The 26,352-nt window shown below is 61.9% G+C and carries 31 protein-coding genes; 15 read left to right on the top strand and 16 right to left on the bottom strand.

The window, feature by feature from the left end:
- Nucleotides 1–196: 196 nt before the first annotated feature.
- The 5 genes from rnhA to GGD53_RS18945 form a co-directional block, all read right to left on the bottom strand.
- Nucleotides 197–652, bottom strand: a complete 456-nt coding sequence (gene rnhA / locus GGD53_RS18965) for a ribonuclease HI (protein WP_011424310.1) — start codon at nt 650–652, stop codon at nt 197–199.
- Complete coding sequence (locus GGD53_RS18960; protein WP_184458325.1) at nt 649–1,614, bottom strand: homoserine kinase; 966 nt, start codon at nt 1,612–1,614, stop codon at nt 649–651. The genes rnhA and GGD53_RS18960 overlap by 4 nt, the downstream gene beginning before the upstream one ends.
- Nucleotides 1,615–1,667: 53 nt before the next feature.
- Complete coding sequence (gene ispH / locus GGD53_RS18955; protein ID WP_184458483.1) at nt 1,668–2,669, bottom strand: 4-hydroxy-3-methylbut-2-enyl diphosphate reductase; 1,002 nt, start codon at nt 2,667–2,669, stop codon at nt 1,668–1,670.
- Between the two features lie 239 nt (nt 2,670–2,908).
- Nucleotides 2,909–3,664, bottom strand: a complete 756-nt coding sequence (locus tag GGD53_RS18950; RefSeq protein ID WP_184458323.1) for an SURF1 family cytochrome oxidase biogenesis protein — start codon at nt 3,662–3,664, stop codon at nt 2,909–2,911.
- Nucleotides 3,657–4,037, bottom strand: coding sequence for a DUF983 domain-containing protein (locus tag GGD53_RS18945; RefSeq protein ID WP_184458320.1), 381 nt, complete (start codon nt 4,035–4,037; stop codon nt 3,657–3,659). The genes GGD53_RS18950 and GGD53_RS18945 overlap by 8 nt, the downstream gene beginning before the upstream one ends.
- A gap of 139 nt (nt 4,038–4,176) precedes the next feature.
- Here GGD53_RS18945 and GGD53_RS18940 point away from each other — a divergent pair, with 139 nt between their 5' ends.
- From GGD53_RS18940 to GGD53_RS18930, 3 genes are all read left to right on the top strand, one after another.
- On the top strand, nt 4,177–4,818 hold the full coding sequence (locus GGD53_RS18940; protein WP_184458318.1) for a chloramphenicol phosphotransferase CPT family protein: 642 nt from the start codon (nt 4,177–4,179) through the stop codon (nt 4,816–4,818).
- 28 nt (nt 4,819–4,846) lie between these two features.
- Nucleotides 4,847–5,308, top strand: a complete 462-nt coding sequence (locus GGD53_RS18935) for a GNAT family N-acetyltransferase (protein ID WP_246717831.1) — start codon at nt 4,847–4,849, stop codon at nt 5,306–5,308.
- Between the two features lie 607 nt (nt 5,309–5,915).
- Nucleotides 5,916–6,179 carry a hypothetical protein gene (locus GGD53_RS18930; RefSeq protein ID WP_097597707.1) on the top strand — a complete coding sequence of 88 codons (264 nt, stop codon included), beginning with the start codon at nt 5,916–5,918 and terminating at the stop codon, nt 6,177–6,179.
- A 110-nt stretch (nt 6,180–6,289) separates the two neighbouring features.
- Here the strand turns inward: GGD53_RS18930 and GGD53_RS18925 are convergent, their stop codons facing one another.
- From GGD53_RS18925 to coxB, 6 genes are all read right to left on the bottom strand, one after another.
- Nucleotides 6,290–7,168 carry a cytochrome c oxidase subunit 3 gene (locus tag GGD53_RS18925; RefSeq protein WP_184458316.1) on the bottom strand — a complete coding sequence of 293 codons (879 nt, stop codon included), beginning with the start codon at nt 7,166–7,168 and terminating at the stop codon, nt 6,290–6,292.
- Nucleotides 7,169–7,228: 60 nt separating this feature from the next.
- A complete protein-coding gene (locus tag GGD53_RS18920) occupies nt 7,229–7,837 on the bottom strand; it encodes a cytochrome c oxidase assembly protein (RefSeq protein WP_184458314.1) in 609 nt (202 codons plus the stop codon).
- Complete coding sequence (locus GGD53_RS18915; protein ID WP_004672998.1) at nt 7,834–7,974, bottom strand: hypothetical protein; 141 nt, start codon at nt 7,972–7,974, stop codon at nt 7,834–7,836. The genes GGD53_RS18920 and GGD53_RS18915 overlap by 4 nt, the downstream gene beginning before the upstream one ends.
- The gene (locus GGD53_RS18910) at nt 7,974–8,924 is read right to left on the bottom strand and encodes a heme o synthase (protein ID WP_184458312.1); all 951 of its coding nucleotides are present in this window, start codon (nt 8,922–8,924) and stop codon (nt 7,974–7,976) included. The genes GGD53_RS18915 and GGD53_RS18910 overlap by 1 nt, the downstream gene beginning before the upstream one ends.
- Nucleotides 8,925–8,991: 67 nt before the next feature.
- Nucleotides 8,992–10,692 carry a cytochrome c oxidase subunit I gene (gene ctaD / locus GGD53_RS18905; RefSeq protein WP_184458310.1) on the bottom strand — a complete coding sequence of 567 codons (1,701 nt, stop codon included), beginning with the start codon at nt 10,690–10,692 and terminating at the stop codon, nt 8,992–8,994.
- Between the two features lie 18 nt (nt 10,693–10,710).
- Nucleotides 10,711–11,595, bottom strand: a complete 885-nt coding sequence (coxB, locus tag GGD53_RS18900) for a cytochrome c oxidase subunit II (RefSeq protein ID WP_184458308.1) — start codon at nt 11,593–11,595, stop codon at nt 10,711–10,713.
- A 315-nt stretch (nt 11,596–11,910) separates the two neighbouring features.
- On the opposite strand from coxB, the gene GGD53_RS18895 reads away from it, so the two are divergent.
- The 3 genes from GGD53_RS18895 to GGD53_RS18885 all read left to right on the top strand — a co-directional run bounded on the left by GGD53_RS18895 (nt 11,911) and on the right by GGD53_RS18885 (nt 14,873).
- Nucleotides 11,911–12,567: an invasion associated locus B family protein gene (locus GGD53_RS18895; protein WP_184458306.1), complete on the top strand. Its 657-nt coding sequence runs from the start codon at nt 11,911–11,913 to the stop codon at nt 12,565–12,567.
- A gap of 382 nt (nt 12,568–12,949) precedes the next feature.
- The gene (gene tldD, locus GGD53_RS18890; RefSeq protein WP_184458304.1) at nt 12,950–14,365 is read left to right on the top strand and encodes a metalloprotease TldD; all 1,416 of its coding nucleotides are present in this window, start codon (nt 12,950–12,952) and stop codon (nt 14,363–14,365) included.
- A 16-nt stretch (nt 14,366–14,381) separates the two neighbouring features.
- Nucleotides 14,382–14,873: a GNAT family N-acetyltransferase gene (locus GGD53_RS18885; RefSeq protein ID WP_184458302.1), complete on the top strand. Its 492-nt coding sequence runs from the start codon at nt 14,382–14,384 to the stop codon at nt 14,871–14,873.
- Nucleotides 14,874–14,916: 43 nt separating this feature from the next.
- Here the strand turns inward: GGD53_RS18885 and GGD53_RS18880 are convergent, their stop codons facing one another.
- Nucleotides 14,917–15,357 (bottom strand): NUDIX hydrolase, encoded by a 441-nt coding sequence (locus GGD53_RS18880; protein WP_348647437.1) that lies wholly within the window; start codon nt 15,355–15,357, stop codon nt 14,917–14,919.
- A 316-nt stretch (nt 15,358–15,673) separates the two neighbouring features.
- Here GGD53_RS18880 and GGD53_RS18875 point away from each other — a divergent pair, with 316 nt between their 5' ends.
- Nucleotides 15,674–16,315, top strand: coding sequence for a DUF47 family protein (locus GGD53_RS18875; RefSeq protein WP_184458298.1), 642 nt, complete (start codon nt 15,674–15,676; stop codon nt 16,313–16,315).
- On the top strand, nt 16,315–17,328 hold the full coding sequence (locus tag GGD53_RS18870; RefSeq protein ID WP_184458296.1) for an inorganic phosphate transporter: 1,014 nt from the start codon (nt 16,315–16,317) through the stop codon (nt 17,326–17,328). Before GGD53_RS18875 ends, GGD53_RS18870 begins: the two co-directional genes overlap by 1 nt.
- Nucleotides 17,329–17,344: 16 nt before the next feature.
- Here the strand turns inward: GGD53_RS18870 and GGD53_RS18865 are convergent, their stop codons facing one another.
- Nucleotides 17,345–17,650 carry a pyrophosphatase gene (locus GGD53_RS18865; RefSeq protein WP_184458294.1) on the bottom strand — a complete coding sequence of 102 codons (306 nt, stop codon included), beginning with the start codon at nt 17,648–17,650 and terminating at the stop codon, nt 17,345–17,347.
- Nucleotides 17,651–17,724: 74 nt separating this feature from the next.
- Entirely contained in the window at nt 17,725–19,008 is a 1,284-nt protein-coding gene (locus tag GGD53_RS18860; protein ID WP_184458292.1) for a D-alanyl-D-alanine carboxypeptidase family protein, read from the bottom strand.
- A 216-nt stretch (nt 19,009–19,224) separates the two neighbouring features.
- Between GGD53_RS18860 and GGD53_RS18855 the strand changes: the two genes are divergently transcribed.
- Entirely contained in the window at nt 19,225–20,262 is a 1,038-nt protein-coding gene (locus GGD53_RS18855; protein WP_184458290.1) for a polysaccharide deacetylase family protein, read from the top strand.
- Nucleotides 20,263–20,270: 8 nt separating this feature from the next.
- On the opposite strand, the gene pdxH is transcribed toward GGD53_RS18855, so the two are convergent.
- Nucleotides 20,271–20,891, bottom strand: coding sequence for a pyridoxamine 5'-phosphate oxidase (pdxH, locus tag GGD53_RS18850; RefSeq protein WP_064800912.1), 621 nt, complete (start codon nt 20,889–20,891; stop codon nt 20,271–20,273).
- A 65-nt stretch (nt 20,892–20,956) separates the two neighbouring features.
- On the opposite strand from pdxH, the gene GGD53_RS18845 reads away from it, so the two are divergent.
- From GGD53_RS18845 to GGD53_RS18830, 4 genes are all read left to right on the top strand, one after another.
- On the top strand, nt 20,957–21,415 hold the full coding sequence (locus tag GGD53_RS18845) for an RT0821/Lpp0805 family surface protein (protein ID WP_184458288.1): 459 nt from the start codon (nt 20,957–20,959) through the stop codon (nt 21,413–21,415).
- A 289-nt stretch (nt 21,416–21,704) separates the two neighbouring features.
- On the top strand, nt 21,705–22,883 hold the full coding sequence (locus GGD53_RS18840; protein WP_184458286.1) for a J domain-containing protein: 1,179 nt from the start codon (nt 21,705–21,707) through the stop codon (nt 22,881–22,883).
- A gap of 121 nt (nt 22,884–23,004) precedes the next feature.
- Nucleotides 23,005–23,823 carry an enoyl-ACP reductase FabI gene (fabI, locus tag GGD53_RS18835; RefSeq protein ID WP_184458284.1) on the top strand — a complete coding sequence of 273 codons (819 nt, stop codon included), beginning with the start codon at nt 23,005–23,007 and terminating at the stop codon, nt 23,821–23,823.
- 19 nt (nt 23,824–23,842) lie between these two features.
- Entirely contained in the window at nt 23,843–24,433 is a 591-nt protein-coding gene (locus GGD53_RS18830; RefSeq protein WP_184458282.1) for a histidine phosphatase family protein, read from the top strand.
- Nucleotides 24,434–24,660: 227 nt separating this feature from the next.
- Here GGD53_RS18830 and GGD53_RS18825 read toward each other — a convergent pair whose 3' ends face one another.
- Nucleotides 24,661–24,921 (bottom strand): DUF1344 domain-containing protein, encoded by a 261-nt coding sequence (locus GGD53_RS18825; RefSeq protein WP_003569889.1) that lies wholly within the window; start codon nt 24,919–24,921, stop codon nt 24,661–24,663.
- On the opposite strand from GGD53_RS18825, the gene GGD53_RS18820 reads away from it, so the two are divergent.
- Together GGD53_RS18820 and aroC are read left to right on the top strand one after the other, a co-directional pair.
- Entirely contained in the window at nt 24,920–25,141 is a 222-nt protein-coding gene (locus GGD53_RS18820) for a hypothetical protein (protein ID WP_184458279.1), read from the top strand. The genes GGD53_RS18825 and GGD53_RS18820 overlap by 2 nt on opposite strands.
- A gap of 110 nt (nt 25,142–25,251) precedes the next feature.
- Nucleotides 25,252–26,349, top strand: a complete 1,098-nt coding sequence (gene aroC / locus GGD53_RS18815; RefSeq protein ID WP_184458277.1) for a chorismate synthase — start codon at nt 25,252–25,254, stop codon at nt 26,347–26,349.
- Nucleotides 26,350–26,352 lie beyond the last annotated feature (3 nt).

Raw genomic sequence — 26,352 nt, 5'->3', positions numbered from 1 at the left:
AGGGTCGGATGAGGGGGCCGCACGGCATTCCCTTCATGATTGCCCTTCGCTTGCGCTCAGTGCCTCGCTCCTATCGTCGCTCGCCCCCTCATCTGCCTGCCGGCATCTTCTCCCCGCTGGGGGAGAAGGAGAATCGTGGCAGCGCCGCATACATCCCCGGCAAGAGGAGATGCAAACTCAGCCATTCTGCACACTCTTAAAACGAAACCGCCTTGCCCTTCTTGAACGGCTCCATGCCTCTTCGCGCAAGTTCATCCGCGCGTTCGTTTTCAGGGTGGCCGGCGTGGCCCTTGACCCAGTGCAGCGTCACCTTGTGGCGGTTGCGGGCTTCCTCAAGCGCCTGCCAGAGCTCGGCATTTTTCACCGGCTTCTTGTCCGATGTCTTCCAGCCGTTTTTCTTCCAGCCGAAGATCCACTTGGAGATGCCGTCCTTGACATAGGCGCTGTCGGTATAGAGGTCGACTTCGCAAGGGCTTTTCAGCGCCTGCAGCGCCGAGATCGCCGCCATCAGCTCCATGCGGTTGTTGGTTGTCTCCGCCTCGCCGCCGCAAAGCTCCTTTTCGACCTCGCCGTAGCGCAGTACCGCGCCCCACCCGCCCGGACCGGGATTGCCGGAGCATGCGCCGTCGGTGAAGATATCGACGTGTTTCATAGGCTCAACCCGTATTCGGCGGCCGAGCCGATCTGGCGGTGAAAGCGCAGCTTGCGGAGATATTCGAGCGGGTCCTTCTTGGTGACCATGGCGCCTTCCGGCGTCATTAGCCAGTCATAGAGCCGCGTCAGGAAGAAGCGCAGCGCCGAGCCGCGCGCGAGCACCGGCAGGGCGGCGATTTCTTCATCGCTCAACGCCCTGACGCTCTGGTAACCCTCGAGCATCGCCATGCCCTTAGTGATGTTATAGGCGCCATCCTTCTCGAAGCACCAGGCGTTCAGGCAGATCGAGACGTCATAGGCGAGCAAGTCGTTGCAGGCGAAATAGAAATCGATCAGGCCGGAGAGCTCGTCGCCGAGGAAGAAGACGTTGTCGGGGAATAGGTCGGCATGGATGACGCCGGACGGCAGGTTCTTCGGCCAGGCGGCAGCGAGAAAATCGAGCTCGCTGCGGATCTCGCCCTGCAGGCCGGGTTCGACCTCGTCGGCACGCGCCTCGGATTTCTCCCAGAGCCCCCGCCAGCCATCGAGCGACAGCGCGTTCGGACGTTTCATCTCGAAGCCCTCGCCGGCCACATGCATTTCGGCCAGCGCCCTGCCGACCTCGCGGCAATGCTTTGCCTCCGGCTTTCTCAGCCACATGCCTTCGAGGAAGGAAATCAGCGCGGCCGGGCGGCCGGAGAGCGAGCCGAGCAGCGCGCCGTCGCGGCGCGGCAACGGCAGCGGGCAGGAAAGGCCGCGGGCCGAAAGATGCTGCATCAGGCCGAGGAAGAAAGGCAGGTCGCTCTTTTCCACGCGCTTCTCATAAAGCGTCAGGATCAGCGGCGCCTTCGAGGTATGCAGCAGGAAGTTGGAGTTTTCGACGCCTTCGGCGATGCCCTTATAGGAGAGCAGCGTGCCTGCATCATATTCCGTCAGGAACCATTTCAGATCGTCTTCGGCGATATCGGTATAGACTGCCAAGTGAGGTCTCGTCTCTGTATTGTGGATGGTGATGACCGGGACGCGGTGGCGGCCTAGCCGTTGACGAAGGCCATGTCGGCCGCCGTCAGCTCAATGCTGCGCAATTCGCGGTTGACCAGGAAGTTTTCGGTTTCCTGCACCGTCTCGGCCAGCTCGACGCGGGCATCGAAACGGGCGCGGAAGGCCTCGATGATCTCATTGACGATCACCTCCGGCGCCGAGGCGCCGGCGGAAAGGCCGAGCGTCGAAATCGCGCCGATCTCGTCCCAGTCGAGCTCGGCGGCGCGCTGCACCAGGATCGATTTCTTCGCCCCTGCCCTCAGCGCCACTTCGACGAGCCGCTTGGAATTGGAGGAATTCGGCGCGCCGACGATGATGAAAAGATCGCAGCCGGGGGCCGCCTGCTTCACCACTTCCTGGCGGTTGGTCGTGGCATAACAGATCGAATCCGCCGCCGGCGCGCTCAGGTTGGGAAAACGCTCCTGCAGGCGGTCGATGACGCCGGCGGTATCATCGACCGACAGCGTCGTCTGGGTGACATAGCCGAGATTATCGGGATCGGCGGGGGCATAGGCGTCGGCATCCTCGATCGTCTCGATCAGCGAAACCGAACCTTCCGGCAATTGCCCCATCGTGCCGATCACTTCCGGGTGGCCGGCATGGCCGATGAGGACGACATGACGGCCGAGGCGATTGTGGCGCATCGCCTGCTTGTGGACCTTGGAGACCAGCGGACAGGTGGCGTCGAGATAGAAGAGATTGCGGCTCGCCGCATCCTCCGGCACCGATTTCGGCACGCCGTGAGCGGAGAAGACCACCGGCTGGGCGCGATGCTCGGCCGGGATCTCGTCCAGCTCCTCGACGAAGACCGCGCCCTTGGCCTCCAGCCCTTCGACGACATAACGATTGTGGACGATCTCGTGGCGCACATAGACCGGCGCGCCATAGGATTTGAGCGCCAGCACGACGATCTGGATGGCGCGGTCGACGCCGGCGCAGAAGCCGCGCGGGCCGCAGAGCCTGATCGTCAAGGGAGGTTTCGCCGCAATAGTCATGTCCGTTCCGTTTTCCTCATTCCTGTGCTCGTCACAGGAATCCAGCCACGGCGCGTCCGCGCCGTGAATGACTGTCAACATTCAAATCCATCTTCCGCGCCCAAAGACTTGGGCGCACTGGATTCCTGTGACAAGCACAGGAATGACGGGAGAACTTGGCAACGTCCAGCTTCAACAGCAGCGTCCCGCGCGTGGGACAAGCGACCTCTAGCCCAATATAGCCGGGAATTGAAGCGATACTATTGCGGAGGCGTCTTGACCTCCTTGCGGAACCAGGAGATCGCCACCACGGTGACGAGTACGGCGGCAAGCCCGTACCAGGTCAGGGCATATTGCAAATGGTCGTTCGGCAGATCCACCTGGGTGACGCCGCCGATCGGCAGGCCGGCCGGATTGGGGGTGGAATCGGCATCGACGAAGAAGGGGACGACGCGCGCCTTCTCCAAGCCGACGCTCTCGGCCATGACGTCGAGGTCTTTCCAGTAGAAGATGTTCTTGGCGATGTCATTGTCGGGCACCAGCCAGGAGGGCTTGCCGGCAAGTTTGGCGCGCGCGAGGCCCGTGACCGTCTGCTGATCGGTCAGCTGGCCCTGCATACGCATTTCCGGCTCCTTGTTCTCATAAGGAACGAAGCCGCGGTTGACGAAGAGGATGCGCCCGTCGGCAAGCTCGAGCGGGGTATAGACGTAAAAGCCGGTCTGGCCGCGCCAGGTGGCGAAGAAATGCCGCTCCTTGTTGTTGATATAGCGGCCAATGGCGGTGACCTTGCGGTATTCGATGTCGCCGCCGGACGCGGCCATTGCCTCGATGTCGGCGAGCGGCACCGGCGCGGCAGCCTGGCGCGCGGCGATATCGGCGAGCAGGCCTTGCTTCCAGTGGAGGCGCTGCAGCTGCCAGGTGCCGAGCGCAACCAGAATGGCAAGGGCAGTCAGCACCAGAATGCCGGTTATGACAGGCAGCCGGCGGCGCGCCACGGCATGATCGATGTCAGTCACTCAGACGTCCTTCGCGGGCATTATGGCGGTACTGCATGGCAATCAGGATGCCCTTGAACCAGCGCAGCGTCAGGAGCGACAGGATGATTGTCAGCGGCCCGAAAATAAGAATATGGACCCAGATCGGCGGCCCGTAATTGACCTGCAGCCACAGCACCATGCCGATGATGATGAAGCCGACGATGAGGATGACGAAGACTGCCGGCCCGTCACCGGAATCGGCAAACGAATAATCCAGGCCGCAGGAGGCGCAGTGTGGCTTCAGGCCGAGCAGGCCATCGAACAGCTTGCCATGGCCGCAGCGCGGGCAGCAGCCCTTAATACCGGTTTTCACCGGATCGAGAGGGGGGAAATGCGCGCTGTCCTCGCTCATGCTGTTCCTTTGCGCGGCCACTTGCGGCCGCGGCTTTTTCGATGCTGCCTTAACTCTCCCATAAAGTATTCGCATCCCGAATGGAAATGCCTGCGCGGTTTCGCCTCACCGATTCGCGCCAAACAGAAGAAGAAGACTGATGACCAATGACAGCCATGCCGGACAGATTATCATCCTGAACGGCGCGCCGAGAAGCGGCAAATCCAGCATTGCGCGTGCAATCCAGGACGAATTCGAGGGGCCGTGGATCAACCTCGGCGTCGACGGCTACAATGATATGACACCGAAGCGCTACCTGCCCGGCATCGGCCTGAGGCCGGGCGGCGAGCGCCCGGATCTCGAGGAACTCGTGCCGTTCCTCTATGCAGCCCTTTATGAATCGATCGCCATTCATGCCGGCCTGGGGCTCAACGTGGTGGCCGATCTCGGCCATCACGACAGCTACTCGCAGCCGCTCGGCATTCTCGGCGATTGCGCCCGGCGCCTGCAAGGCTTTCCAGTGCTGTTCGTCGGCGTGCGCTGTCCGATCGAGACGATCATGCAGCGGCGCGAGATCAAGCAAGAGGGGCGCGAGACGCTATATCTCAGCGCCACCGAAGACGTACCGGTCCCCGAACCGGTGCAGCGCTGGCAGGACGAGGTTCATCGCCCCGGCATCTACGACATGGAGGTCGACACCTCGGTGCTGACCGCACTCGAATGCGCCGAGGCGATCCGCCACCAGCTCGACCTCGGCATACCGACCCCCTCGGCCTTCGAACGGATCGCAGGCGGTCGGTGACGGCTGGGTGTCTCAGAGAGGATCGATCATGATGGCCATTGAACTTCGGCAGGTCAAAGAGAGCGAGGATTGGCAGGCCTATCACGCCGTCCGACGGCACGTATTGTTCGAACTGCGCGGCCTTGACGGGTACGACGACAACCATCCGGATGAGTATGAAGCGAGCCATATACCGCTCCTGCTGAGGAAAGACGGCGTCGCTCTCGGCACGGTGCGCCTCGATCTCTCGGATGGCGCATCCGGTATTGTGCGGCTTGTCGCCATCCTGCCGGAATATCAGAGACAGGGGCTCGGGCGGATTTTGATGTCCGAGGTCGAGAGACTAGCGGTAGAATATGGCCTCAGCCGGCTGGAGGCCCATGCCGCGCCGTATGCCGTCCATTTCTACGAAAAGCTTGGCTGGGTCACTGTCGATGCGTGCCAAAGCACCCCGCTCATGTTGAAGAATCTTCAGTCGTCCCATCATGGCAGCGGATCGGAAGGCGATTAACCGTTTCCCGCTGTAGGTTTAGTAGTCGAGGCCCGCAGGGCGACCGGCCCCTCATCCGGCTGCCGCCACCCTTCTCCCCGTAAACGGGGCGAAGGGGATATGCCGCGACCTCTCCGTTCCCACTTGCCTTTCGCAGGGCACGTCCCCTCTCCCCGTTTGACGGGGAGAGGGTTAGGGTGAGGGGCAGCCACCCGCGCGAATCGAACGGGCACAAGGCCAAGCAAAACGAGATTTATCTGCAAAAATCAGGCACCGGGCATGCCTTCTGCTTGAATATAGTTGCAATCAATCGGAGGAGCATTCTTGATCTCTCCCGACATGCAAACGCTTTGTCGATGCCCAAGCATGGGATGAGTGTCCGCCTCTTACCAATCGCACGTCCCACTCTCCATTAGGCTCAGGTTTGACCGACTTGACCCGAGCATCGACGCCGAGTTCGGCGGCAAATGCCACCATTATCGCTTCCAGGTGCGAAGCTGGGGCCGAAAGCGACGAGACCATCGACATCTTTGCCATTTGCCGACGACGATGGGCACCGCCCATCCGGGTAATATCAATGTGATCAATCGCGGCGTAGTGTTCCATTTGGCTTTGAGAGGAGGATGCTATGCCTACCATATTGGCCTACCACGACGTCAAGGACGTCAAACATTGGCTCACTTCACCGCGCCGCAAAGAGGTCTTCGAGCCGCTCGGCTGCACAAACATTCGGACGTTTGTCGATCCACAGGCGTCCAACCGCGTTGGCCTCGTCATGGACGTTCCCGACATGGGCCGCCTGGAGGAGTTTATGAAGTCCAAGCAAGCGGCGGATGCGATGGAGTATGACGGAGTATTGCCGGAGACCTTGGTGATTCTCACTCAATCGTAGCGGGACGTCAGGGGCCGCGCTGTGGATCAAGCCCTGCGATCACGGTGCGTGGAGCCGAAAACAGAAAAGGCGGACCCGAGGCCCGCCTTTCGCTTGAACATCGCTCCCGATCAGCCCGCGGCGACCGGAGCGCCCCAGCCGCCCCAGACGTAGATGCAGAAGAAGAGGAACAGCCAGACGACGTCGACGAAGTGCCAGTACCAGGCGGCCGCCTCGAAGCCGAAATGCTGCTTCGGGGTGAAATCGCCGCGCAGCGCGCGCAGCAGGCAGACCAGCAGGAAGATCGTGCCGACGAGGACGTGGAAACCGTGGAAGCCGGTCGCCATGAAGAAAGTCGCGCCGTAGATCGAATTCTTGAAGTCGAACGGGGCGTGGGCATATTCGTAGGCCTGCACGCTGGAGAACAGGATGCCGAGCAGCACGGTCAGCGTCAGGCCCTGAATGAGGCCCTTGCGGTCGTTGTGCAGCAGTGCATGGTGCGCCCAGGTGACCGTCGTGCCCGAGAGCAGCAGGATGACGGTGTTGTAGATCGGCAGGTGCCAAGGATCGAGGACTTCGATGCCCTTCGGCGGCCACACGCCGCCGGTATAGGCCATGCGCGAGGCCTGGATCGCCTCGTTCGGAAACAGGCTGGCGTCGAAATAGGCCCAGAACCAAGCGACGAAGAACATCACTTCCGAAGCGATGAACATGATCATGCCGTAACGCAGGTGCAGCGAGACGACGCGGGTGTGAGAGCCCTCATGGGCTTCCTTCACCGTATCGGCCCACCAGCCGTACATGACGTAGAGAACCAGCACGAGGCCGATAAAGAAGAGCCAGGGATTGGCGAGTTCGGCGCCGGCGACCTTGAAGGAGCCGCCGTTCAGGTAACGCATATAGCAGACGCCGCCGATCGCCATGATGAAGGCGCCGAGCGAGGCCAGAATCGGCCATGGGCTCGGATCGATGATGTGGTAGTCGTGGTTCTTCTGATGCGCATCGGCCATGTGGCTATCCCCGGATGTCTTCCTCACTTCGCTCCCGGCTTAGCCGGAAACGAGCCTTGATCAAAGTTTCTTTTCAATCTTCACCGCTCCACCCTCATTCGAAGCGACAGGCTTCTGACCCTCTTTCGGGTAGAACGTATATGACAGCGTCACCGTGTGGATATCCTTCGATTCCACCGCCTTGACGATTTCAGGGTCGATATAGAACACGACCGGCATTTCCAGCTTCTCGCCCGGCTTCAGGTCCGTTTCCGTAAAGCAGAAGCACTGAACCTTGTTGAAATAGACGCCCGCTTCGCCCGGCGTGACGTTGAACACCGCCTGGCCGCGCTGGGTTTCGTTCGACCGGTTTTCGGCCGTGAACATCACCTGGATGGTTTCGCCGATCTTGGGATTGACCTCGCGCTCGACTGGCTTGAAATCCCATTGCAGGCCGGGGGCGACATTGGCGTCGAAGGTGACGCGCATCTTGCGGTCGAGCACGACGCTCGACATCTGCTCGACGCGCTGCGTCGTGCCGTTATAGCCGGTCACCTGGCAGAAGATGCGGTAGAGCGGCACGGCGGCATAGCTCATCGCGCCCATGCCGAAGACGAAGCTCAGGCACATCAACACGACGGCGCCGTTATTACGGCCCTGCTTCCTTGGTGCGGCGGCTCTTTCGCTCATCCGGCCATTCCCCCGCCGATCTTGACGATCGTGATTGCATAGAAGAGGACGACTAGGCCGGCCAGCACCAGCCCGAGGGCGATGTTGCGATTGCGGCGCGACTTCATCTGCTTTTCGGTGAGCTTGACCAGATCCATCAGAACCAACCTCCAGCGTGCGAAACCAAGACCGAAGCCAGCCGGTCGATCATCAGGACTGAAAATACGGCGAAGAGGTAGAAGATCGAGAAGGCGAAGAGCTTCTTGGCCGGGATCATCTTCAGATCGCCGTCCGGCATGCGCCAGACGGCGATGGAACAGGTGATGAAGATCGCGCCGAGAGCGGCGGCGATGAGGCCATAGCCGAAGCTTGCGAAACCGAGGAAGGACGGCAGCACCGCACAGACTGCAGTCAGCACCGCATAGGCGACGATCTGATGCTTGGTCACCCGCTCGCCGGCGACGTTCGGCAGCATCGGCACGCCGACGGCTTCATAATCGCGCATCTTGAACAGGGCAAGCGCCCAGAAATGCGCCGGCGTCCACAGGAAGATGATCAGGAAGAGAACGGTGCTCTCGATCGTCACCGAATTCGTCACACAGGCCCAGCCGATCATCGGCGGGAAGGCGCCGGCAGCACCGCCGATAACGATGTTCTGCGGTGTCGAGCGCTTCAGCCACATGGTGTAGATGACGGCGTAGAAGAAGATGGTGAAGGCGAGGATGCCGGCCGAGAGCCAGTTGACGGCAAGGCCGAGAATGACAACCGAAAAGCCCGACAGCACCAGGCCGAAGGCAAGCGCTTCCGACGGCGCGACGCGGCCGGCCGGGATCGGACGTTTGGCCGTGCGGCTCATGACGGCGTCGATATCGGCGTCGTACCACATGTTGAGCGCGCCCGAGGCGCCGGCGCCGACGGCGATGCAAAGGATCGCGATCAGGCCGAGGACGGGGTTGATGTGGCCCGGCGCCAGCACCAGGCCGGCAAAGGCGGTGAAGACCACGAGCGACATGACCCGCGGCTTCAAGAGCTCGAAATAATCGCGCGCGCTCGCTTCCGACATTTCGCCGTCCTCTGCAAGCGCCTCGTGATTGTCGATAACCGTCATTATTCCGTCCTGAATTTCCTTACGCCGGACGCCGTTTTCGAATGCGGCGTCCGGTTTTACGCACGCTTTACTTGATGCGCGGCAGCTGTTCCCACTGGTGATAGGGCGGCGGCGAAGGCAGCTGCCATTCCAGCGTCGTCGCACCCTCGCCCCACGGATTTTCGCCGGCGATGCGCTTCTTGGCGAAGGCTTCGAAGACCCCGAAGAGGAAGATCAGCACACCGAAGGCCGAGATGTAGGAGCCGATGGAGGAAACATAGTTCCAGCCGGCAAAGGCATCCGGATAATCGATGTAGCGGCGCGGCATGCCGGCGAGGCCGAGGAAGTGCTGCGGGAAGAACACCAGGTTGACGCCGATGAACATGACCCAGAAATGCAGCTTGCCGACAAACTCGTTGTACATGTAGCCGGTCATCTTCGGGAACCAGTAATACCAGCCGGCGAAGATCGCAAAGACGGCGCCGAGCGACAGAACGTAGTGGAAGTGGGCCACGACGTAATAGGTGTCATGCAGCGAACGGTCGAGACCGGCATTGGCGAGCTGAACGCCGGTGACGCCGCCGACCGTGAACAGGAAGATGAAGCCGATCGCCCAGAGCATCGGCGTGCGGAACGAGATCGAGCCGCCCCACATCGTTGCGATCCAGGAGAAGATCTTCACGCCTGTCGGAACGGCTATGACCATCGTGGCGAAGACGAAGTAGCGCTGCGCATCGAGCGACAGACCGACCGTGTACATGTGGTGGGCCCAGACGACGAAGCCGACGGCGCCGATCGCGACCATGGCGTAGGCCATGCCGAGATAACCGAAGATCGGCTTCTTCGAGAAGGTCGAGATGATATGGCTGATCATGCCGAAGCCCGGCAGGATGAGGATGTAGACCTCGGGGTGACCGAAGAACCAGAACAGGTGCTGGTAGAGGATCGGGTCACCGCCGCCTTCCGGAGAGAAGAAGGAGGTGCCGAAGTTGCGGTCGGTCAGCAGCATGGTGATGCCGCCCGCCAGAACCGGCAGCGAGAGCAGCAGCAGGAAGGCGGTGATCAGCACCGACCAGGCAAACAGCGGCATCTTGTGCAGCGTCATGCCGGGGGCGCGCATGTTAAGGATCGTGGTGATGAAGTTGATCGCACCGAGGATCGACGAGGCGCCGGCAATGTGCAGCGCGAAGATCGCCAGGTCGACCGCCGGTCCCGGCGTGCCGCTCGTTGCCAGCGGCGGATACATCGTCCAGCCGCCGCCGGTGCCGTAAGCGCCTGCCGGGCCTTCGACGAACATCGACAGCAAGAGCAGCGCGAAGGCCGGAACGATCAGCCAGAAGGAGATGTTGTTCAGGCGCGGGAAGGCCATGTCGGGAGCGCCGATCATGATCGGCACCATCCAGTTGGCGAAACCGCCGATCATCGCCGGCATGACCATGAAGAAGATCATGATCAGCGCGTGCGCCGTCGTAAACATGTTGAACATCTGCTTGGCGCCGTCGATGGCGGCATCGCCCTCATAGCCGTAGACCATCGAGGCCAGGCCGTGGAAGATCTGGATGCCCGGCTCCTGCAGCTCCATGCGCATGGCCACCGACAACGCGCCGCCGATGATGCCGGCGATGATCGCGAAGATCAGGTAGAGCGTGCCGATGTCCTTGTGGTTGGTCGAGAACAGCCAGCGATTGACAAAACTCGGCTTGTGCCCGTGATCATGGTGATCGTGATCATCATGCGCATGGTCGTGGTGGGCGTGAGAATGATCGTCGTGAGCGGAAGGTCCAGCCATTGTCCCGATCCCCTTTAATTACTGTGCTTCGGCAACGTCGACGGTCTTCGCGGGACCATCGGTTGCGGCCATGAGTGTCTTGTAGGCGCCGGGCAGGTCGCTGGCGGCTGCGGTCAGCCACTGCTTGTACTTGTCCTCGGAGACGACGCGGATGGCGATCGGCATGAACGCATGGTCCTTGCCGCAGAGCTCGGAACACTGGCCATAGAACAGGCCTTCGCGCTCGGCCCTGAACCAGGTCTCGTTCAGGCGGCCCGGCACGGCGTCGATCTTGATGCCGAAGGACGGCATGGCGAAAGCATGGATGACGTCGGTCGGCGCAGACGTCACAAGAACGCGGACCGTCTTGTTGACCGGCAGCACCAGCTCGTTGTCGACGGCGAGAAGTCGCGGATAGACCGACTTGTCTTCCTTGCCGGCGGCGGCGCGATCCTGATCCTTCAACAGGTAGGAATCGAAGGCGAGCGGGCTGTCGCCCGACCCTTCATATTCATAATTCCACTGCCACTGAGTGGCGGTCGCCTTGATCGTCACGTCAGGATTTTCGGGCAGCGTCAGCTGCGCCGTCAGAAGATTGAACGAGGGAATGGCGAGGAAGAGTAGCACCAGGACCGGCCCCACGGTCCAGATGACCTCGATCAGCGTATTGTGGCTCGTGCGCGACGGAACCGGATTGGCGCTGGCGCGGAACTTGAAGCAGACGACGATGAGCAGGATCAGAACGAACAGCGTGATCGGAACGATAAACCACAGGGTATATTGTTCGAACCAATGAATTTCCCGCATAATCGGCGTCGCCGCCGGCTGCAGCGTCGCCTGCCACGGCGTCGGCTGGTCGGCATATGTGCCGGAAGCAAAAAGCAGACAGACCAGCGTGGTCAGGGCTGCATAAGCCTTCTTCATCACCTTATTATCTCCCTCGAGCGCTTGACCTGCTAAATCGAACGCAGAATCCTTGCCATCTTCAGCGCTTCAAACCACAGTTTGGCATTTGCCGCAACAGGCAGGCGCAATTGTCTATGCGGCATTTTTGCTTAAAGCACAGGCAGGCCGAACGGCAAAACATCCCAAGTTTTTCATCGGCATATGAAAAATGCCCTTTCCGGCCGATCCGCCCCCCGTACATTATTTGACAAAGGTCCAATTTCTGCCGCAGTCCCCCGGTTTTCACGGGGTGGGGCTTTTCATTTCCGGTGGGCAGCTTCAACAATAGCCGCAATGATTCGATATCCAGAGGTTTCCATGGGTTTCCGTTCCCTCGCGCGGTCGCTTCTCGTGACTGCCAGCATCGCGGCCGCAGCGACGACGCCCGTCTTCGCGCAGCAACCCGCCCCTTCCCCGGCTCAAGCCACCACACCAGCACCGGCCGCCCCTGCCCCGGCGCAGCAGCCCCCGGCTGCCAACCCGAATATCCAGGTGACGCCCGGCCAGACCCAGCCGCAGGCGCCCGGCACGGTGAAATCCAATCACGGCGCCTGGTCTGTCGTCTGCGACAAGCCGGCCGGCGCGGCGACGGAGCAATGCGCGCTGATGCAGAACGTCATCGCCGAGGACCGGCCGGAGGTCGGGCTTTCCGTCGTCGTCTTGAAGACGGCCGACCGCAAATCGAAGATCCTGCGCGTGCTGGCGCCGCTCGGCGTGCTCCTGCCAAACGGCCTCGGTCTCAATGTCGACGGCAAGGACATCGGCCGCGCCTACTTCGTCCGCTGCTTCGCCGACGGCTGTTATGCCGAAGTCGTACTTGAGGACGAACTGCTCAAGACCTTCCGCAGCGGCGCTCAGGCCACCTTCATCGTCTTCCAGACCCCGGAAGAAGGCATTGGCATCCCCGTCGACCTCAAGGGCTTCGCCGAAGGTTTCGACGCTCTGCCGTGAGGGCATGTAAGCGCAGTACGTCGTCTTGCGTCATTCGATCGCTGCACTTGCTCCGGAACCTCCTCACACTCCGTCATGCTCGGGCTTGACCCGAGCATCCAAGCGGCATCCTGGGTGGCAGGCATGGATCCTCGGCTCAAGGCCGAGGATGACGGAGAATGGGGTGACCGGTCCGGCCCCGAATTGGACTAGCATGTCGGGATCGGCAGGGGCATGTTTCCAGCGCAGCGATGACAGCGCTTATCCTCCCTTGACGATGTTCCATCTCTCAAGATTGCGCCCCCACAAAGAATATTCCACCGCAGGGCTTCACTCTTTATCATCAGGAGCCCTATCTAAGGCGCAAGCGCATTCCCGACCGCATGCCCATTGGAGCCCCATCATGACCACCGATCTCCTGACGCTTTTCGACGCCGACGAAGCAACGATGCGCGGCCTTGTCGCGGAGGCGCTCTCCGGCGCTGATGACGGCGAGCTGTTTATCGAGCATGCCCAGGCCGAGGCGCTGACCTTCGACAATGGCCGGCTGAAGGGCGGCAGCTTCAACACCGAACAGGGTTTCGGGCTTCGCGCCGTTGCGGGCGAAGCCGTGGGTTATGCCCATGCGGGCGATCTCTCGGTGGCGGCGCTGAAGCGGGCGGCCGATGCTGTCGGCGCGGTGACGCGCGGCTATTCCGGCACCTATGCCGCCGCTCCCCAGGGCACCAACAAGAAATTCTACGGCGACCAGAACCCGATCGGCCAGCCGAGTTTCGAGGAGAAAGTCAAGGTCCTGCAGGACATCGACGCCTATCTCAGGGGCAAGGACGACAAGGTGCGGCAGGTAACCGCCTCGGTCGCGGCGAGCTGGCAGGTCGTCGACATCCTGCGCGCCGACGGCCATCGTGTCCGCGACATTCGGCCGATGACGCGCATCAACATTTCCGTCGTGGTCGGCGACGGCGAGCGGCAGGAAAGCGGCTCCTATGGCAGCGGCGGGCGCATCGGCTTCGGCGATTTCATTGCCGAGGGCAGCTGGCAATATGGCGCCGACGAGGCGCTGCGCCAGGCGCTGGTCAATCTGGAAGCGATCGATGCGCCGGCCGGCACGATGGACGTCGTTCTCGGCTCCGGCTGGCCGGGGGTGATGCTGCACGAGGCGGTCGGCCACGGGCTGGAAGGCGATTTCAACCGCAAGAAGACATCGGCCTTTGCAGGTCTTCTCGGCCAGATCGTCGCCGCGCCAGGCGTTACCGTCGTCGATGACGGCACGATAGACAACCGCCGCGGCTCGATCACCATCGACGACGAGGGCACTCCGTCCGGCTACAACGTGCTGATCGAGAACGGCAAGCTCGTCTGCTACATGCAGGACCGGCAGAATGCCCGGTTGATGGGCATGGCGCCCACCGGCAACGGCCGCCGCCAGGGCTATGCGCATGTGCCGATGCCGCGCATGACCAACACCTATATGCTCGGCGGCGACAAGACGCCTGAGGAAATCATCGCCTCGGTGAAGAAGGGCATCTATGCCGTTTCCTTCGGCGGTGGCCAGGTCGATATCACCTCCGGCAAATTCGTCTTCGGCTGCACCGAGGCCTATCTGATCGAGAACGGCAAGGTCGGCGCGCCGATCAAGGGCGCGATGCTGATCGGCAACGGCCCGGACGCGATGAAGCGGGTGTCGATGATCGGCAACGACATGAAGCTCGATACCGGCATCGGCAATTGCGGCAAGGCCGGTCAATGGGTTCCGGTCGGCGTCGGCCAGCCGCATCTGCGCATGGATCAGGTCACCGTCGGCGGCACGCAGACCTGAGGCGGGGAGGAAACCGATGGCGGAGATCGAAATCAGAGCCTTTGCCGCCGGCGACGCTGATGACGTGCTGTCGGTGATCCTGCCGATCCAGCGCGAGGAGTTCGGCATCGACATCACAGCCGATGCGCAGCCGGATCTCAGGGTCATCCCGGATTTCTACCAGTCCGGCAAAGGTGAGTTCTGGGTCGCCGTCAAGGACGGCGCGATCGTCGGCACGCTTGGGCTGAAAGACATCGGCAACAATCAGGCGGCGCTGCGCAAAATGTTCGTCGCCGCCGAGGTTCGCGGCCGCGAACACGGCGTGGCGGCGCGGCTTCTCCAGCGTCTGTTCGATCACGCCAGAGATGCCGGCCTCACCGATATCTTCCTCGGCACGACGGACAAATTCGTCGCTGCCCATCGCTTCTACGAGAAGAACGGCTTTACCGAGATCGCCAAGGACGCCCTGCCCCGCTCCTTCCCGCTGATGGCGGTGGACAGCAAGTTTTATCGATATAAGGTCGGCTGACAAAAGAGAATGTCGTTCCGAAAACCTTCGCCGGATTTCGGTCTTAGGCTTTCGGCAGTTTCACCACCGTTCTTTCAACCTTGCCCAGCAAGCTTTTCAGTTCGGGCTCGCGGACGAGAGCAGCGGCTTCGAGCGGCGGGAGCCATCGGCTGTTTCGTTGTTTTTCCTCCGGAAACTTCTCGTCGATTTTTTCGGCTTGCAAGAGATGGACCTGAACGACGGAAGGAACGCGTTCACCGTTGGCCAGCGTCTTGATATAGGTGTAGAAGCCAAAGGGCCGCTTCCTGGCCTTACCCTTCACCCCGGCCTCCTCCCAAGCCTCGCGCTCGGCAACCTGGTGGGGCGTGAGCTTCGCAATAGGCCAGCCCTTGGGAATGACCCAGCGGCCGCTGTCGCGCGATGTGATCAGGAGAACCTCAACCAAGTTGTCGCCGACTTTTCGATAACAGATCGCCGCAAACTGCTCGATTGCTTCCCCCCTCAAGAGCTGATCGGTCGCGCCTGCCAGCCGGCCGAGATAGGATCTAGCTTTCTTCGGCATTGGCTTCAGCCGCCGCGGGCCGGCCATCATTAGTGGCGGAAGCCATGGTAATCTCCTGAGCGATAGATCAATCGTGAAAAGAAGCTTGGGACGCTGAACAAGGTTCGGGCGCCGCCAATGTTCCTCAACTATATCTCTACTTCAAGGGCGGCGCTGTCACAAATCTGTCATAAACTGAAATTCACCCCTATCACTTCAATGGGATACGGTTTAGGACGGCTTGTCGCCTATAGCGCAGACCAAAGATCACGAGGTGTTCATGCTGGGTTGGTTTCGAAAGTTGATGCCGCGCGAAGACCGGTTCTTCGTCCTTTTCGAACAACATTCCAGAACGATCGTCGACGCCGCACAGGCTCTGGACAGGTTGCTGTCGGGAGTAGAGATCGAGCATCAATGCGAAACGATCGTGCGGTTGGAAGATCAGGCCGACGATATAACACGCGAAGTCATGCAGGCCGTCCGGCGGAGCTTCATCACACCTTTCGATCGTGGAGACATCAAGGATCTCATCCAATCCATGGATGATGCGATCGACATGATGCACAAGACCGTCAAGACCATCCGGCTCTTCGAGCAGACCAGCTTCGATCCGGGGATGCAGGAGATGGGCAAGACGGTTGTGGAAGCTGCCAATCTCATCTCCGAGGCCATTCCGTTGCTTGATCGCATGAGCGCCAATGCACCGCGGCTTTCTGCCATCGTCGAGCAGGTCACGCGGGTGGAAGGGCGCTCCGACGAGTTGCACGAGCAGGGACTCAAGGATCTGTTTCGTCGGCACGGCGCCGGCAATGCGATGGCCTATATGATCGGCAGCGAGATCTACGGCGAGCTGGAGAAGGTGGTCGACCGTTTCGAGGACGTCGCCAACGAGATCAGCGGCATCGTGATCGAGAATGTCTGATGGATGCCGTCCTCGCTCTTCCGCTTCTTGTCGGCCTCATCGGCGTCGCGCTGCTGTTCGATTTTCTCAATGGCCTGCATGATGCGGCCAATTCGATCGCAACAATCGTCTCGACACGTGTCCTGAGGCCGCAATATGCGGTCTTCTGGGCGGCATTCTTCAATTTCATCGCCTTCCTGTTCTTCGGGCTGCATGTGGCCGAGACGCTCGGGACCGGCATCATCGATCCGGCGATCGTAACGCCGCAGGTGATTTTCGCGGCCCTGATCGGCGCCATCGTCTGGAATGTCGTGACCTGGATCTTCGGCATTCCCTCCAGTTCATCCCATGCCCTGGTCGGCGGGCTGGTCGGTGCGGGCCTTGCCAAAACGGGGTTGAGCTCGATCGTCTGGAGCGGTCTTCTCAAGACCGCCGCCGCCATCGTCATGTCGCCGATGATCGGTTTTCTCCTGGCACTGTTCCTCATCCTGGCGGTGACCTGGATCTTCATCCGGCAGACGCCGTTTGCCGTCGACCGATCCTTCCGTTTCCTGCAGTTCGTGTCGGCGTCGTTCTATTCACTCGGCCATGGCGGCAATGACGCCCAGAAGACCATGGGCATCATCGCCGTGCTTCTTTACTCGCAGGGCTATCTCGGCGGCAACTTCCACGTGCCGCTCTGGGTGGTGATTTCCTGCCAGGCGGCGATGGCGCTCGGCACCTTGTTCGGCGGCTGGCGCATCGTCCATACGATGGGCTCGAAGATCACCAGGCTGAACCCGATGCAAGGATTCTGCGCCGAAACGGGCGGCGCCTTGACGCTGTTCGGCGCCACCTGGCTCGGCATCCCCGTTTCAACCACCCATACGATTACCGGCGCAATCATCGGCGTCGGCGCCGCCCGGCGCGTGTCCGCCGTCAGATGGGGGCTTGCCGGCAACATCGTGATCGCATGGATCATCACCCTGCCGGCCGCGGCGATAATATCGGCGCTTTCCTTCTGGCTGGTGACCGGCTTGAGCAAAATCTTCTGATGTCGCTCCCGATTTCTTACCAGCGCGGCTGAAACCGCCACTTCCGCTCGATTGCGGCGGCGAGGTCGATGTCGTTGCGGCGAGCAAACAGCATGAGGTGACCGAGCAGGTCGGCAGTCTCGTCTGCCAGATCGCGCCTGATATCCTCAGGAGAGCGGCCCTTCGCACGGCCCCGACCGGTCAGCCGGTTCCAGGCCTGGGTGAGCTCTCCCATTTCCTCCTGCAGTTTCAACAGGAACCAGTCGGCATCTCGCTCGATGCCATTGGCGGCGACATGGGCAGAGGAAGCGGCTTCGAACTGGTCGGCGAGACGGCGCAGCATCAATGTTCTCCTTTTGTTTATGGAGAAGACGCTGATTCCCGCTGCTTGTCCAGATTGGAATATGGCGACCGCGATTAGCTGTGATCGGGCAGCAGCATGCAATCATAGGAACGCTGTTTCAGCGCATCGCAGGCGGAGACGGCGGCGTCCCTGCTGGCGAAACCGACGAAGCGGGCGCGATAGATCCTGTTCGCCCCCTGTCCGACAGCCTCGGTATAGGGCGAGGCGGAGACCAGCGGCGCGCCGCCTTCCGACTGTGCCTGGGCAAGAAGCGCCCGCGCCGCATCGGCACTCGGTGCCGCCGAAATCTGGATCTGCCAGGTTCCATCGGCTTTCCCGGCCGAAGCCTTGCCGCTCTTGCCGGCATTCAGGATCTCATCCATCGCGACAGGACGCTCCAGCGGCACGACGGCGTCATCGGCATAAGCCAGGGTCTTCGCTGCGAGATCTTCGTCAGGGCGCGGCGCGTTCGCCGGCACCGGAACGTCGGATGCATCGGCGGCGGACGCGACTTCGACCGGCTCCCTGGCGCCGACGCTTGCCATCAGCCTGGCGCCGCCGGATGACGAGGCGCGGCCGAGATAGCGGTCGAGCAGCGCTTCCATCCTGGCGTCGCGGCTGCGGGCGGTGCGGCCGCCGAGCACGACGCCGACGACGCGGCGGTTGCCGTCCCTGACGGCGCTGACGAGGTTGAAGCCGGAGGCGTTGGTATAACCCGTCTTGATGCCGTCCATGCCCTGGTAGCGGTACATGAGATTGTTGTGGCCGCGCACGGTCTTGCCGCGGAAACTGAAGCTTGCCGTCGAGAACAGGCGGTATTCATTGGGATAATTCTTCATCAGCGCCACGGCGAGCGTCGACATGTCGCGCGCCGTCGTCACCTGGCGGCTGTTCGGCAGGCCGGATGCGTTGACGAAGACGGTGCGGCTCATGCCGAGCTGGCGGGCCTTGGCCGTCATCATCCGGGCAAAGCCGCTCTCCGAGCCGCCGAGTTTCTCGCCCATGGCGGCAGCGGCGTCATTGGCGGATTTGACGATCATGCCGTAGACCGCCTCGCGCACCGTAATGGTGCCGCCCGCCTTGACGCCGAGCTTGGTCGGCGGCCGTGTGGCAGCGTATTTCGACATTTTGATCGGCGTATCCCAGGCGATCTTGCCGCGTTTCAGCGCCTCGAAGGTGAGATAGAGCGTCATCATCTTCGTCAGCGAGGCCGGATGGTTCAGCGTATCGGCGTTTTCGGACGCCAGCACCTTGCCGGTCCGGGCATCGAGGATCAGCGAGGCGCTGCCCGCAAGAGCCGCAAGCGGCGCCGAAACGGCTAGCGTTACGGTCAAAACAGCCGCCAATAGCTTTCTCATGGAATCCCCCTGATGCGCTGGCTCTCGATCGGGCCGGCCATGTGTCGTAATGTGACAGAAGCCGCAAGTTTGGCGCGACTTTGCGGCAACGCCTACCATTTTTCTAGCCTTTTCATCGTCTTGGTTAACAAAAAACGAAAGAAGCTGTGCGAAATCGGGATTCAGTAAGGCTTAAACTGCGGTTGCTAGTTTGGCGTAAGAGGCAATGAGCGGCGCATGACGGGGCAATTGAAGCGACTGGCAAAACGGGCGGCGATCGGCGCCGGGCTCGAGGCATCCTGGCTGATCGCTGCGGCCGGCCTGATGCGGCAGGCGCGCGGGCGCGGAGTCGTCTTCACGCTGCATCATGTCCGCCCGCACGAGCCCCAAGCCTTTGCGCCGAATGCGCATCTCGAAATCACCCCGCACTTTCTCGATGCAGCGCTGCGGCGGCTGACGCGCGACGGCTATCGCTTCGTGCGGGTCGACCAGCTGCCGGCGCTGTTGGCCGAGCCCGAGGGCGGCAAGCCGTTTGCGGCCTTTACCCTCGACGATGGCTACATCAACAACATGGAGCATGCACTGCCGGTGTTCGAGCGGCATCGGGCGCCTTTCACGGTGTTCGTCACCAAGGGTTTTGCCGAAGGTTCCCACAGCATCTGGTGGGAAACGCTCGCCGTCCTGTTGCGCCAGACAAAAGAAATCCGCTTCGATTTCGGCCGCGGCAGCGAGCGGCTGGCGCTCGACGGGCCGCGGCAACAATGGGAGGCCTTCGACCGTTTCGCCCGTTATATCCACCGCTACGACGAGGCGCGCGCCGTGGCGACCCTCGATATGCTGGCCCGGGAAAAAGGCATCGAGCCGACCGATATCGTGCGCGATCTGGTGATGGGACCGGCGCAATTGCAGCGGCTCGCCCGACGTCCGCTTGCAGCGCTCGGCGCCCATACGATCAGCCATCGCGCCCTTGCCCGGCTCTCGGAGGCCGAAGCGCGGATCGAGATGGAGGCTTCGGCCGATTACGTCGAGGCGCTGACCGGCGTCCGTCCCGCCGCGATCGCCTATCCCTACGGCACGCCGGAAGCGGCGACCGGCCGCGAGGCGGCGATTGCCAGCCGGCTGGGCTTTTCGGTCGCGGTCACGACTCAGCCGGGACTGCCGGCGGCGGACAAGACCGGCTATCTCCCGCGCATGTCGCTGAACGGCTACTACCAGAGGCGGCGCTACGTCGCGGCGCTTGCCTCCGGCATTCCGCTGAAACTGATGGGCCGGTAGACGGTAAGTTAAGGATACATCCGCACCTTTTCCCAGGCCCCGACTGGGGACGGGCGGCGGAATTCGATGCGGTCATGCAGGCGGAAATTCTGATCCTTCCAGAATTCGATCGAGGTCGGCCGGATGCGGAAGCCCGACCAATAGGGAGGCCGGGGTATCTCGCCAATCGCGTAGCGGGCGGTGTATTCGGCCACCGCCTTCTCCAGCGCGAATCGGCTTTCGAGCGGACGCGATTGTTTGGAGGCCCAAGCGCCGATGCGGCTGCCGCGCGCCCGCGTCTTGAAATAGGCGTCGGCTTCGGCGTCGCTCACGATCTCGACGGGCCCGCGCAGCCGCACCTGGCGGCGCAGGCTTTTCCAGTGGAAACACATGGCCGCTTTCTTCTGCCCCAAGATTTCGCGACCTTTCTGGCTCTCGAAATTGGTGTAGAAGACAAAACCGTCATCGTCGAATCCCTTCAGGAGCACCATGCGGACATTGGGAAGACCATGCTCATCGACCGTTGCCAGCGCCACGGCATTGGGATCGTTCGGTTCGGAGGCCTCCGCTTCCTTCAGCCATTCGGCAAAGAGCTTGAAGGGCTCGCCACTTTCGGTAAAGTCACCGCTTGTTAACTCGTTTGCCGACATATTGGTTCAAATGCCCCGGATTATTCAAAACTCGCCCAGCTTTTGATAACTGGACAGGACGCAGGGTGGAAGTCATAGCAAAGTCATATCGCCATACAAAGGGCCTGCGGCAACGCAGCAGCGTCTTCCTGGTTGTCGGCGCCGCAATGCTGTCGCTTTCCGGCTGCCTTGCCGGCGGGACGGATTTCTTGAGCGAAGCCAAGGTCGACCGGTCGGTGGCCACCGGCACCGTGCCGCAGACGCCGCCGAGCACCGACACCCTCTCGGACGAGATGACAGTGCGCAATGCCGTGACTTCGGCCGATGTGCACAAACTCGAAGGCCAGCCGCTTCCCTGGGCGAATGCATCGACCGGCAGCGCCGGCGTCATCGATACGATCGTCGAAAACAACGAATCGGGCCAGGTTTGCCGGCAGTTCCGCACGACGCGGCACTCCTATGTCGGCATCGCCAAATTCTACGGCAAGACCTGCCTCGTCGGCGGCGGCAATTGGCAGCTGCTGAGCTTCCAGCCGGAAAGCTAGTTCCGGCGGGAAATTTGATCTGCCAGAACCGATTCGGCGCGTGACAGGTTAACGGCGGCCGGCTTTGTCGTGAATGCTTAGCAAAGAGCTAACCATTTACGGCAAAACACTCCCCATCCCTCCCCAGAAATAAGAAGTGATTAGCAACTCGGCCGCACGATCGGTGTCGAGAGTGGCTCTCCCTGCCTTTGCGGCCGGTGGCACCTCACATGTTGATATTGGACTTCGATATTGGGCGGGGATGCCGGGCAAGGACAGGCGCCCGCATCGCAACACCGGCGGTTTTGACATGCGCGATCCTTACAAAATTCTGGGCGTCAAGCGCGACGCGGCGGCGGACGAGATCAAGGCGGCCTGGCGCAACATGGCCAAAGCAGCCCATCCCGATCACAATCAGGGCGATCCGACGGCGACGGCCCGGTTCGCCGAGATCGGCCGCGCCTACGAAACGCTGAGAGATCCGCGCAAACGCAGCCTGTTCGACAATGCCGTGCGGATGGCGGAAGCCAAGAAGCAGGAACAGACGATCATGCAGCAGCGCCAGGCCGCGCGTGAGGCGGCGGCTCGCGCCAAGGCGGCACAGGCCAATGCCGAGCGGGTGATGGAAGAGCTTGCCCGGGCTGCCCAGAAGGCCGCGGCCGACGGCCAGCGACAACAGGCCGGCGCCGGCGAAGGCGCCGAGGAGATGGTGGAGCGCATTTTCGGCGCGCAGGCGCGCGCTGCGGCGGGCGGCCAGGCGCAAGGCCGCGCCCAGCAGGCCCAGAGTCCGCAAACACAGAATCAGCAGACGCAGGGCCAGGGCCAGGCCGAAGAGGGCAGACGTGCGGATGGTGAGGCCGCCGAGGCCAATGAGGAACCCGGCGAGACGTCAAATAATGCCGGCGCCAACCTGTCGCTGCCGCTCAGCATTCTGACATCGCTGGTGCGCCGTTTCACCGGCGCCAAGGATACCGGCCTCGAGAAAGCGCCCGACGAGGTGACGACGGCGACGGTCACGATCGACGACGTGCTGAAGAGCGGCTGGATCACCGCATCTCTGCCGGAGGGCCGCGAAATCGGCTTCGCGCTGCCGGCCGGCACCACGGATGGTCATGAGCTCCGGCTCAAGGGACAGGGCTTCAAGCTGCCGGGCATGCAGCGCGGCGATGCCGTCGTCAATATCCGCATCGCCCCCGATCCGCGCTTCACCGTCGATGGTTTCGACCTGCACGCCGTGCTGCCGATCAGCATCGAAAATGCCGTGCTCGGCACCGAGGCTCGTATCGACGGCCCGGCCGGGCCCTTGAACATCACCGTTCCCGCATGGTCGGGCTCGGACAAGACGATCGCGATTCCCGGTCAGGGGTTGCCGCGGGAAGACGGCAGCAGAGGCGATCTCGTCGTCGAATTGCGCATCATCCTGTGGGAAAAACCCGACGACAAGATCACCGATCTCATGCGGAGCATGCGCGAAGGCCTGTTCCTGTGAAATTTTTATGACATTCGCACCCTTTGTTACGATCCCTAACAGTTGATGATCCAGGCCAAGCTTGAACCGATTAACGGCCTATGCCATAGGCAGGATCGATCAGAATCCTAGGGAGCAAAATATGGCTCAAGCATCCGGCCTCATGGCAGGCAAACGCGGCGTCATCATGGGTGTCGCCAACAATCGTTCGATTGCGTGGGGTATTGCCAAGGCCATTCATGCGCAGGGCGGAGAAGTTGCGCTCACCTATCAGGGCGATGCGCTGAAGAAACGGGTCGAGCCGCTTGCAGCCGAAATCGACGCGACGCTCGTCGGTCACTGCGATGTCGCCGACGAATCCACTATCGACGCGGTTTTCGAAAATGTCGAAAAGCTGTGGGGCAAGATCGATTTCCTCGTGCACGCCATCGGCTTTTCCGACAAGGACGAGCTGACCGGCCGCTACATCGACACATCGCCCGACAATTTCACCAAGACGATGCAGATTTCCGTCTACTCCTTCACCTCGGTCGCACGCCGCGCCGAGAAGCTGATGACGGAAGGCGGCTCGATGCTGACGCTGACCTATTACGGCGCCGAAAAGGTGATGCCGAACTATAATGTCATGGGCGTCGCCAAGGCCGCGCTCGAAGCGAGCGTCAAATATCTCGCCGTCGACCTCGGGCCGCAGAACATCCGCGTCAACGCGGTTTCGGCCGGGCCGATCAAGACGCTCGCCGCCTCCGGCATCGGCGATTTCCGCTATATCCTCAAGTGGAACGAATATAACGCGCCGCTGCGCCGCACCGTCACGATCGAGGAAGTCGGCGATGTCGGCCTCTATCTGCTGTCCGACCTGTCGCGCTCGGTCACCGGCGAGGTGCACCATGCCGACAGCGGCTACCATGTCATCGGCATGAAGGCGGTCGACGCGCCGGACATCTCGGTCGTCAAGGACTAAGTCCCCCGGAGTCGAGACCGTGCTCATCTACGTGATCAGACACGGTCAAACCGACTGGAATGCCGAGCGCCGCCTGCAGGGCCAGAAAGACGTGCCGATGAATGCCATCGGCCTGGAACAGGCCCGGCAGAACGGCATCGCACTGGCTGAGATTCTCGGCGAGACGGTCGGCGAATTCGATTTCGTCGCAAGCCCGCTCGGACGCACGCGCGCAACGATGGAAATCATGCGCGCCGCCATGGGCCTGCCGCCGCTTGCCTATCGCACCGATCCGAGACTGGTGGAGATTTCCTTCGGCGACTGGGAGGGCTCGACGCTCAAGGAGCTGAAGGCGACGCAGGCCGAGCGGGTGGCGGAGCGCAATGCCTCAAAATGGGATTTCATCCCGCCCGGCGACGATGCGGAGAGCTACGAAATCCTCTCCTGGCGCACCGGCGCATGGCTGCAATCGGTCGAGCGTCCTACCGTCTGTGTCACCCATGGCGGCGTCATCCGCACGCTGTTCCAGGCGATTGCCGACCTGCCGAAGAGCACCGCCGCCGAAGGCGGCATTCCACAGGATCGGATTGTCAGGATCGATACGAGCGAGCGGACGATCATTTGGCTGTAGGCACGATTGGCCTTGCCCCTCATCCGCCTGCCGGCACCGACCGGGGTCGAGCCACGGGTCTCGACCCGTCCTTCGGACCCCCGCTCGCGGGGCGAAGGGACATGCCGCGCGCTCTCCGGTCCACTCGCTCTCGTGGGGCAAGTCCCCTCGCCCCGCGAGCGTGGAGAGGGTTAGGGTGAGGGGCAGCCATTGGCGCCGATCTCACACGACCATCCCCTGGAAACCACCTACTTAACAATATCGAGATCGTTGATGACGCGCTTGCCGTCGACCTCGGTGTAGAAGACGATGACCTTCACGCCCGCTTCGAGGCCGTCGAAATTGAATTCCTCCGGCGCCTGATAGGTCTTGCCGTCGTCGAGCGTCAGGACGAGATTGGCCGTGTCGACCTTCTTGATCGTCGCCTCGACATCGGCGCTCTCGGCAAAACCGCTCATCGGCGACAGGAAACTTGCTGTGGCCAAAAGCGTGGCGACGACGAAACGCATGGCAACAATCCTCTTGAAACGCTGCACGAGAACACTGGCCACAGATAATCTCCTGAATATGGCGAAAATTGCCCGTAAGGATGGCTTTTCCCGCCCAATTGATGAATCGCATTTTAAACATAATCAAGACGCTGCGTTAACCACGCCCTTCCCTTCGGGCTTCGTGACGCCCCTCCCGTTGCAACGGGCGGAAACAGCATTTCCGCCGCTGCCGGTTTGACGCAAAGAAAGGCTTTTGCCTCGGCGGTTTTTTGGCCTATGAGTGTCGCGCCTTTTCAAGCAATGGCGCGGCCGGCGGCGACCGGCGCTCAGGCGCCGCCGTGGGAACACATGTCGCACAATACATTCGGTCACCTCTTCCGCGTAACCACCTGGGGCGAAAGCCATGGTCCGGCGCTCGGCTGCGTCGTCGACGGCTGCCCTCCCGGCCTGCGCTTTACGCTTGCCGACCTGCAGGTCTGGCTCGACAAGCGCAAGCCGGGCCAGTCCCGCTTCGTCACGCAGCGGCGCGAGGACGATCTGGTGAAGGTGCTGTCCGGCGTCATGCTCGATGCCGACGGCGAGACGATGACGACGACAGGCACGCCGATCTCCATGCTGATCGAGAACACCGACCAGCGCTCCAAGGATTATGGCGAGATCGCCCGGCAATATCGCCCCGGCCATGCCGATTATACCTACGACCTCAAATACGGCATTCGCGACCATCGCGGCGGCGGCCGCTCCTCGGCGCGCGAGACCGCAGCCCGGGTTGCCGCCGGTGGCATCGCCCGCCTCGTCGTGCCGGATGTCACCGTGCGCGGCGCGCTGGTGCAGATCGGCAAGCACAAGATCGACCGCAGCAACTGGGACTGGGACCAGGTCGGGCAGAACCCGTTCTTTTCTCCCGACGCGGCGATCGTGCCGGTCTGGGAGGAATATCTCGATGGCATCCGCAAGGCGGGCTCCTCGATCGGCGCGGTCGTCGAAGTTATCGCCGAAGGCGTGCCCGCCGGCCTCGGCGCGCCGATCTATTCGAAGCTCGACCAGGATATCGCCTCGCTGCTGATGTCGATCAATGCCGTCAAGGGCGTGGAGATCGGCAATGGTTTTGCCGCCGCCGAAACTTCAGGCGAAGACAATGCCGACGAAATGCGCATGGGCAATGACGGCACGCCGATCTTCCTTTCCAACAATGCCGGCGGTATTCTGGGCGGGATCTCGACGGGACAGCCGATCGTCGCGCGTTTCGCCGTCAAGCCGACCTCGTCGATCCTGACCGAACGCCAGTCGATCGATGCCGACGGCAAGAATGTCGAGGTGCGCACCAAGGGCCGGCACGACCCCTGCGTCGGCATCCGCGCCGTACCGATCGGCGAGGCGATGGTCGCCTGCGCCATTGCCGATCATTATCTTCGCGACCGCGGCCAGACCGGCCGTCTGAAATAGGAG

It is taken from the genome of Rhizobium aethiopicum (assembly GCF_014197535.1).
Lineage (GTDB): Bacteria > Pseudomonadota > Alphaproteobacteria > Rhizobiales > Rhizobiaceae > Rhizobium > Rhizobium aethiopicum_A.
The sequence above is the reverse complement of the archived record's forward strand: the minus strand, read 5'-3'. Positions and strand labels throughout refer to the sequence as shown.

Coding starts and splice junctions, on each gene's coding strand:
- GGD53_RS18870 (WP_184458296.1), top strand. CDS start 16,315: ATGGATGCCGTCCTCGCTCTTCCGCTTCTTGTCGGCCTCATCGGCGTC.
- GGD53_RS18920 (WP_184458314.1), bottom strand. CDS start 7,837: ATGAGCGAAAGAGCCGCCGCACCAAGGAAGCAGGGCCGTAATAACGGC.
- ispH (WP_184458483.1), bottom strand. CDS start 2,669: ATGACTATTGCGGCGAAACCTCCCTTGACGATCAGGCTCTGCGGCCCG.
- fabI (WP_184458284.1), top strand. CDS start 23,005: ATGGCTCAAGCATCCGGCCTCATGGCAGGCAAACGCGGCGTCATCATG.
- GGD53_RS18910 (WP_184458312.1), bottom strand. CDS start 8,924: ATGACGGTTATCGACAATCACGAGGCGCTTGCAGAGGACGGCGAAATG.
- GGD53_RS18940 (WP_184458318.1), top strand. CDS start 4,177: ATGACCAATGACAGCCATGCCGGACAGATTATCATCCTGAACGGCGCG.
- rnhA (WP_011424310.1), bottom strand. CDS start 652: ATGAAACACGTCGATATCTTCACCGACGGCGCATGCTCCGGCAATCCC.
- ctaD (WP_184458310.1), bottom strand. CDS start 10,692: ATGGCTGGACCTTCCGCTCACGACGATCATTCTCACGCCCACCACGAC.
- GGD53_RS18885 (WP_184458302.1), top strand. CDS start 14,382: ATGGCGGAGATCGAAATCAGAGCCTTTGCCGCCGGCGACGCTGATGAC.
- tldD (WP_184458304.1), top strand. CDS start 12,950: ATGACCACCGATCTCCTGACGCTTTTCGACGCCGACGAAGCAACGATG.
- coxB (WP_184458308.1), bottom strand. CDS start 11,595: ATGAAGAAGGCTTATGCAGCCCTGACCACGCTGGTCTGTCTGCTTTTT.
- GGD53_RS18840 (WP_184458286.1), top strand. CDS start 21,705: ATGCGCGATCCTTACAAAATTCTGGGCGTCAAGCGCGACGCGGCGGCG.
- GGD53_RS18895 (WP_184458306.1), top strand. CDS start 11,911: ATGATTCGATATCCAGAGGTTTCCATGGGTTTCCGTTCCCTCGCGCGG.
- GGD53_RS18930 (WP_097597707.1), top strand. CDS start 5,916: ATGCCTACCATATTGGCCTACCACGACGTCAAGGACGTCAAACATTGG.
- GGD53_RS18855 (WP_184458290.1), top strand. CDS start 19,225: ATGACGGGGCAATTGAAGCGACTGGCAAAACGGGCGGCGATCGGCGCC.
- pdxH (WP_064800912.1), bottom strand. CDS start 20,891: ATGTCGGCAAACGAGTTAACAAGCGGTGACTTTACCGAAAGTGGCGAG.
- GGD53_RS18875 (WP_184458298.1), top strand. CDS start 15,674: ATGCTGGGTTGGTTTCGAAAGTTGATGCCGCGCGAAGACCGGTTCTTC.
- GGD53_RS18925 (WP_184458316.1), bottom strand. CDS start 7,168: ATGGCCGATGCGCATCAGAAGAACCACGACTACCACATCATCGATCCG.
- GGD53_RS18915 (WP_004672998.1), bottom strand. CDS start 7,974: ATGGATCTGGTCAAGCTCACCGAAAAGCAGATGAAGTCGCGCCGCAAT.
- GGD53_RS18935 (WP_246717831.1), top strand. CDS start 4,847: ATGATGGCCATTGAACTTCGGCAGGTCAAAGAGAGCGAGGATTGGCAG.
- GGD53_RS18860 (WP_184458292.1), bottom strand. CDS start 19,008: ATGAGAAAGCTATTGGCGGCTGTTTTGACCGTAACGCTAGCCGTTTCG.
- GGD53_RS18945 (WP_184458320.1), bottom strand. CDS start 4,037: ATGAGCGAGGACAGCGCGCATTTCCCCCCTCTCGATCCGGTGAAAACC.
- aroC (WP_184458277.1), top strand. CDS start 25,252: ATGTCGCACAATACATTCGGTCACCTCTTCCGCGTAACCACCTGGGGC.
- GGD53_RS18820 (WP_184458279.1), top strand. CDS start 24,920: ATGGCAACAATCCTCTTGAAACGCTGCACGAGAACACTGGCCACAGAT.
- GGD53_RS18865 (WP_184458294.1), bottom strand. CDS start 17,650: ATGCTGCGCCGTCTCGCCGACCAGTTCGAAGCCGCTTCCTCTGCCCAT.
- GGD53_RS18825 (WP_003569889.1), bottom strand. CDS start 24,921: ATGCGTTTCGTCGTCGCCACGCTTTTGGCCACAGCAAGTTTCCTGTCG.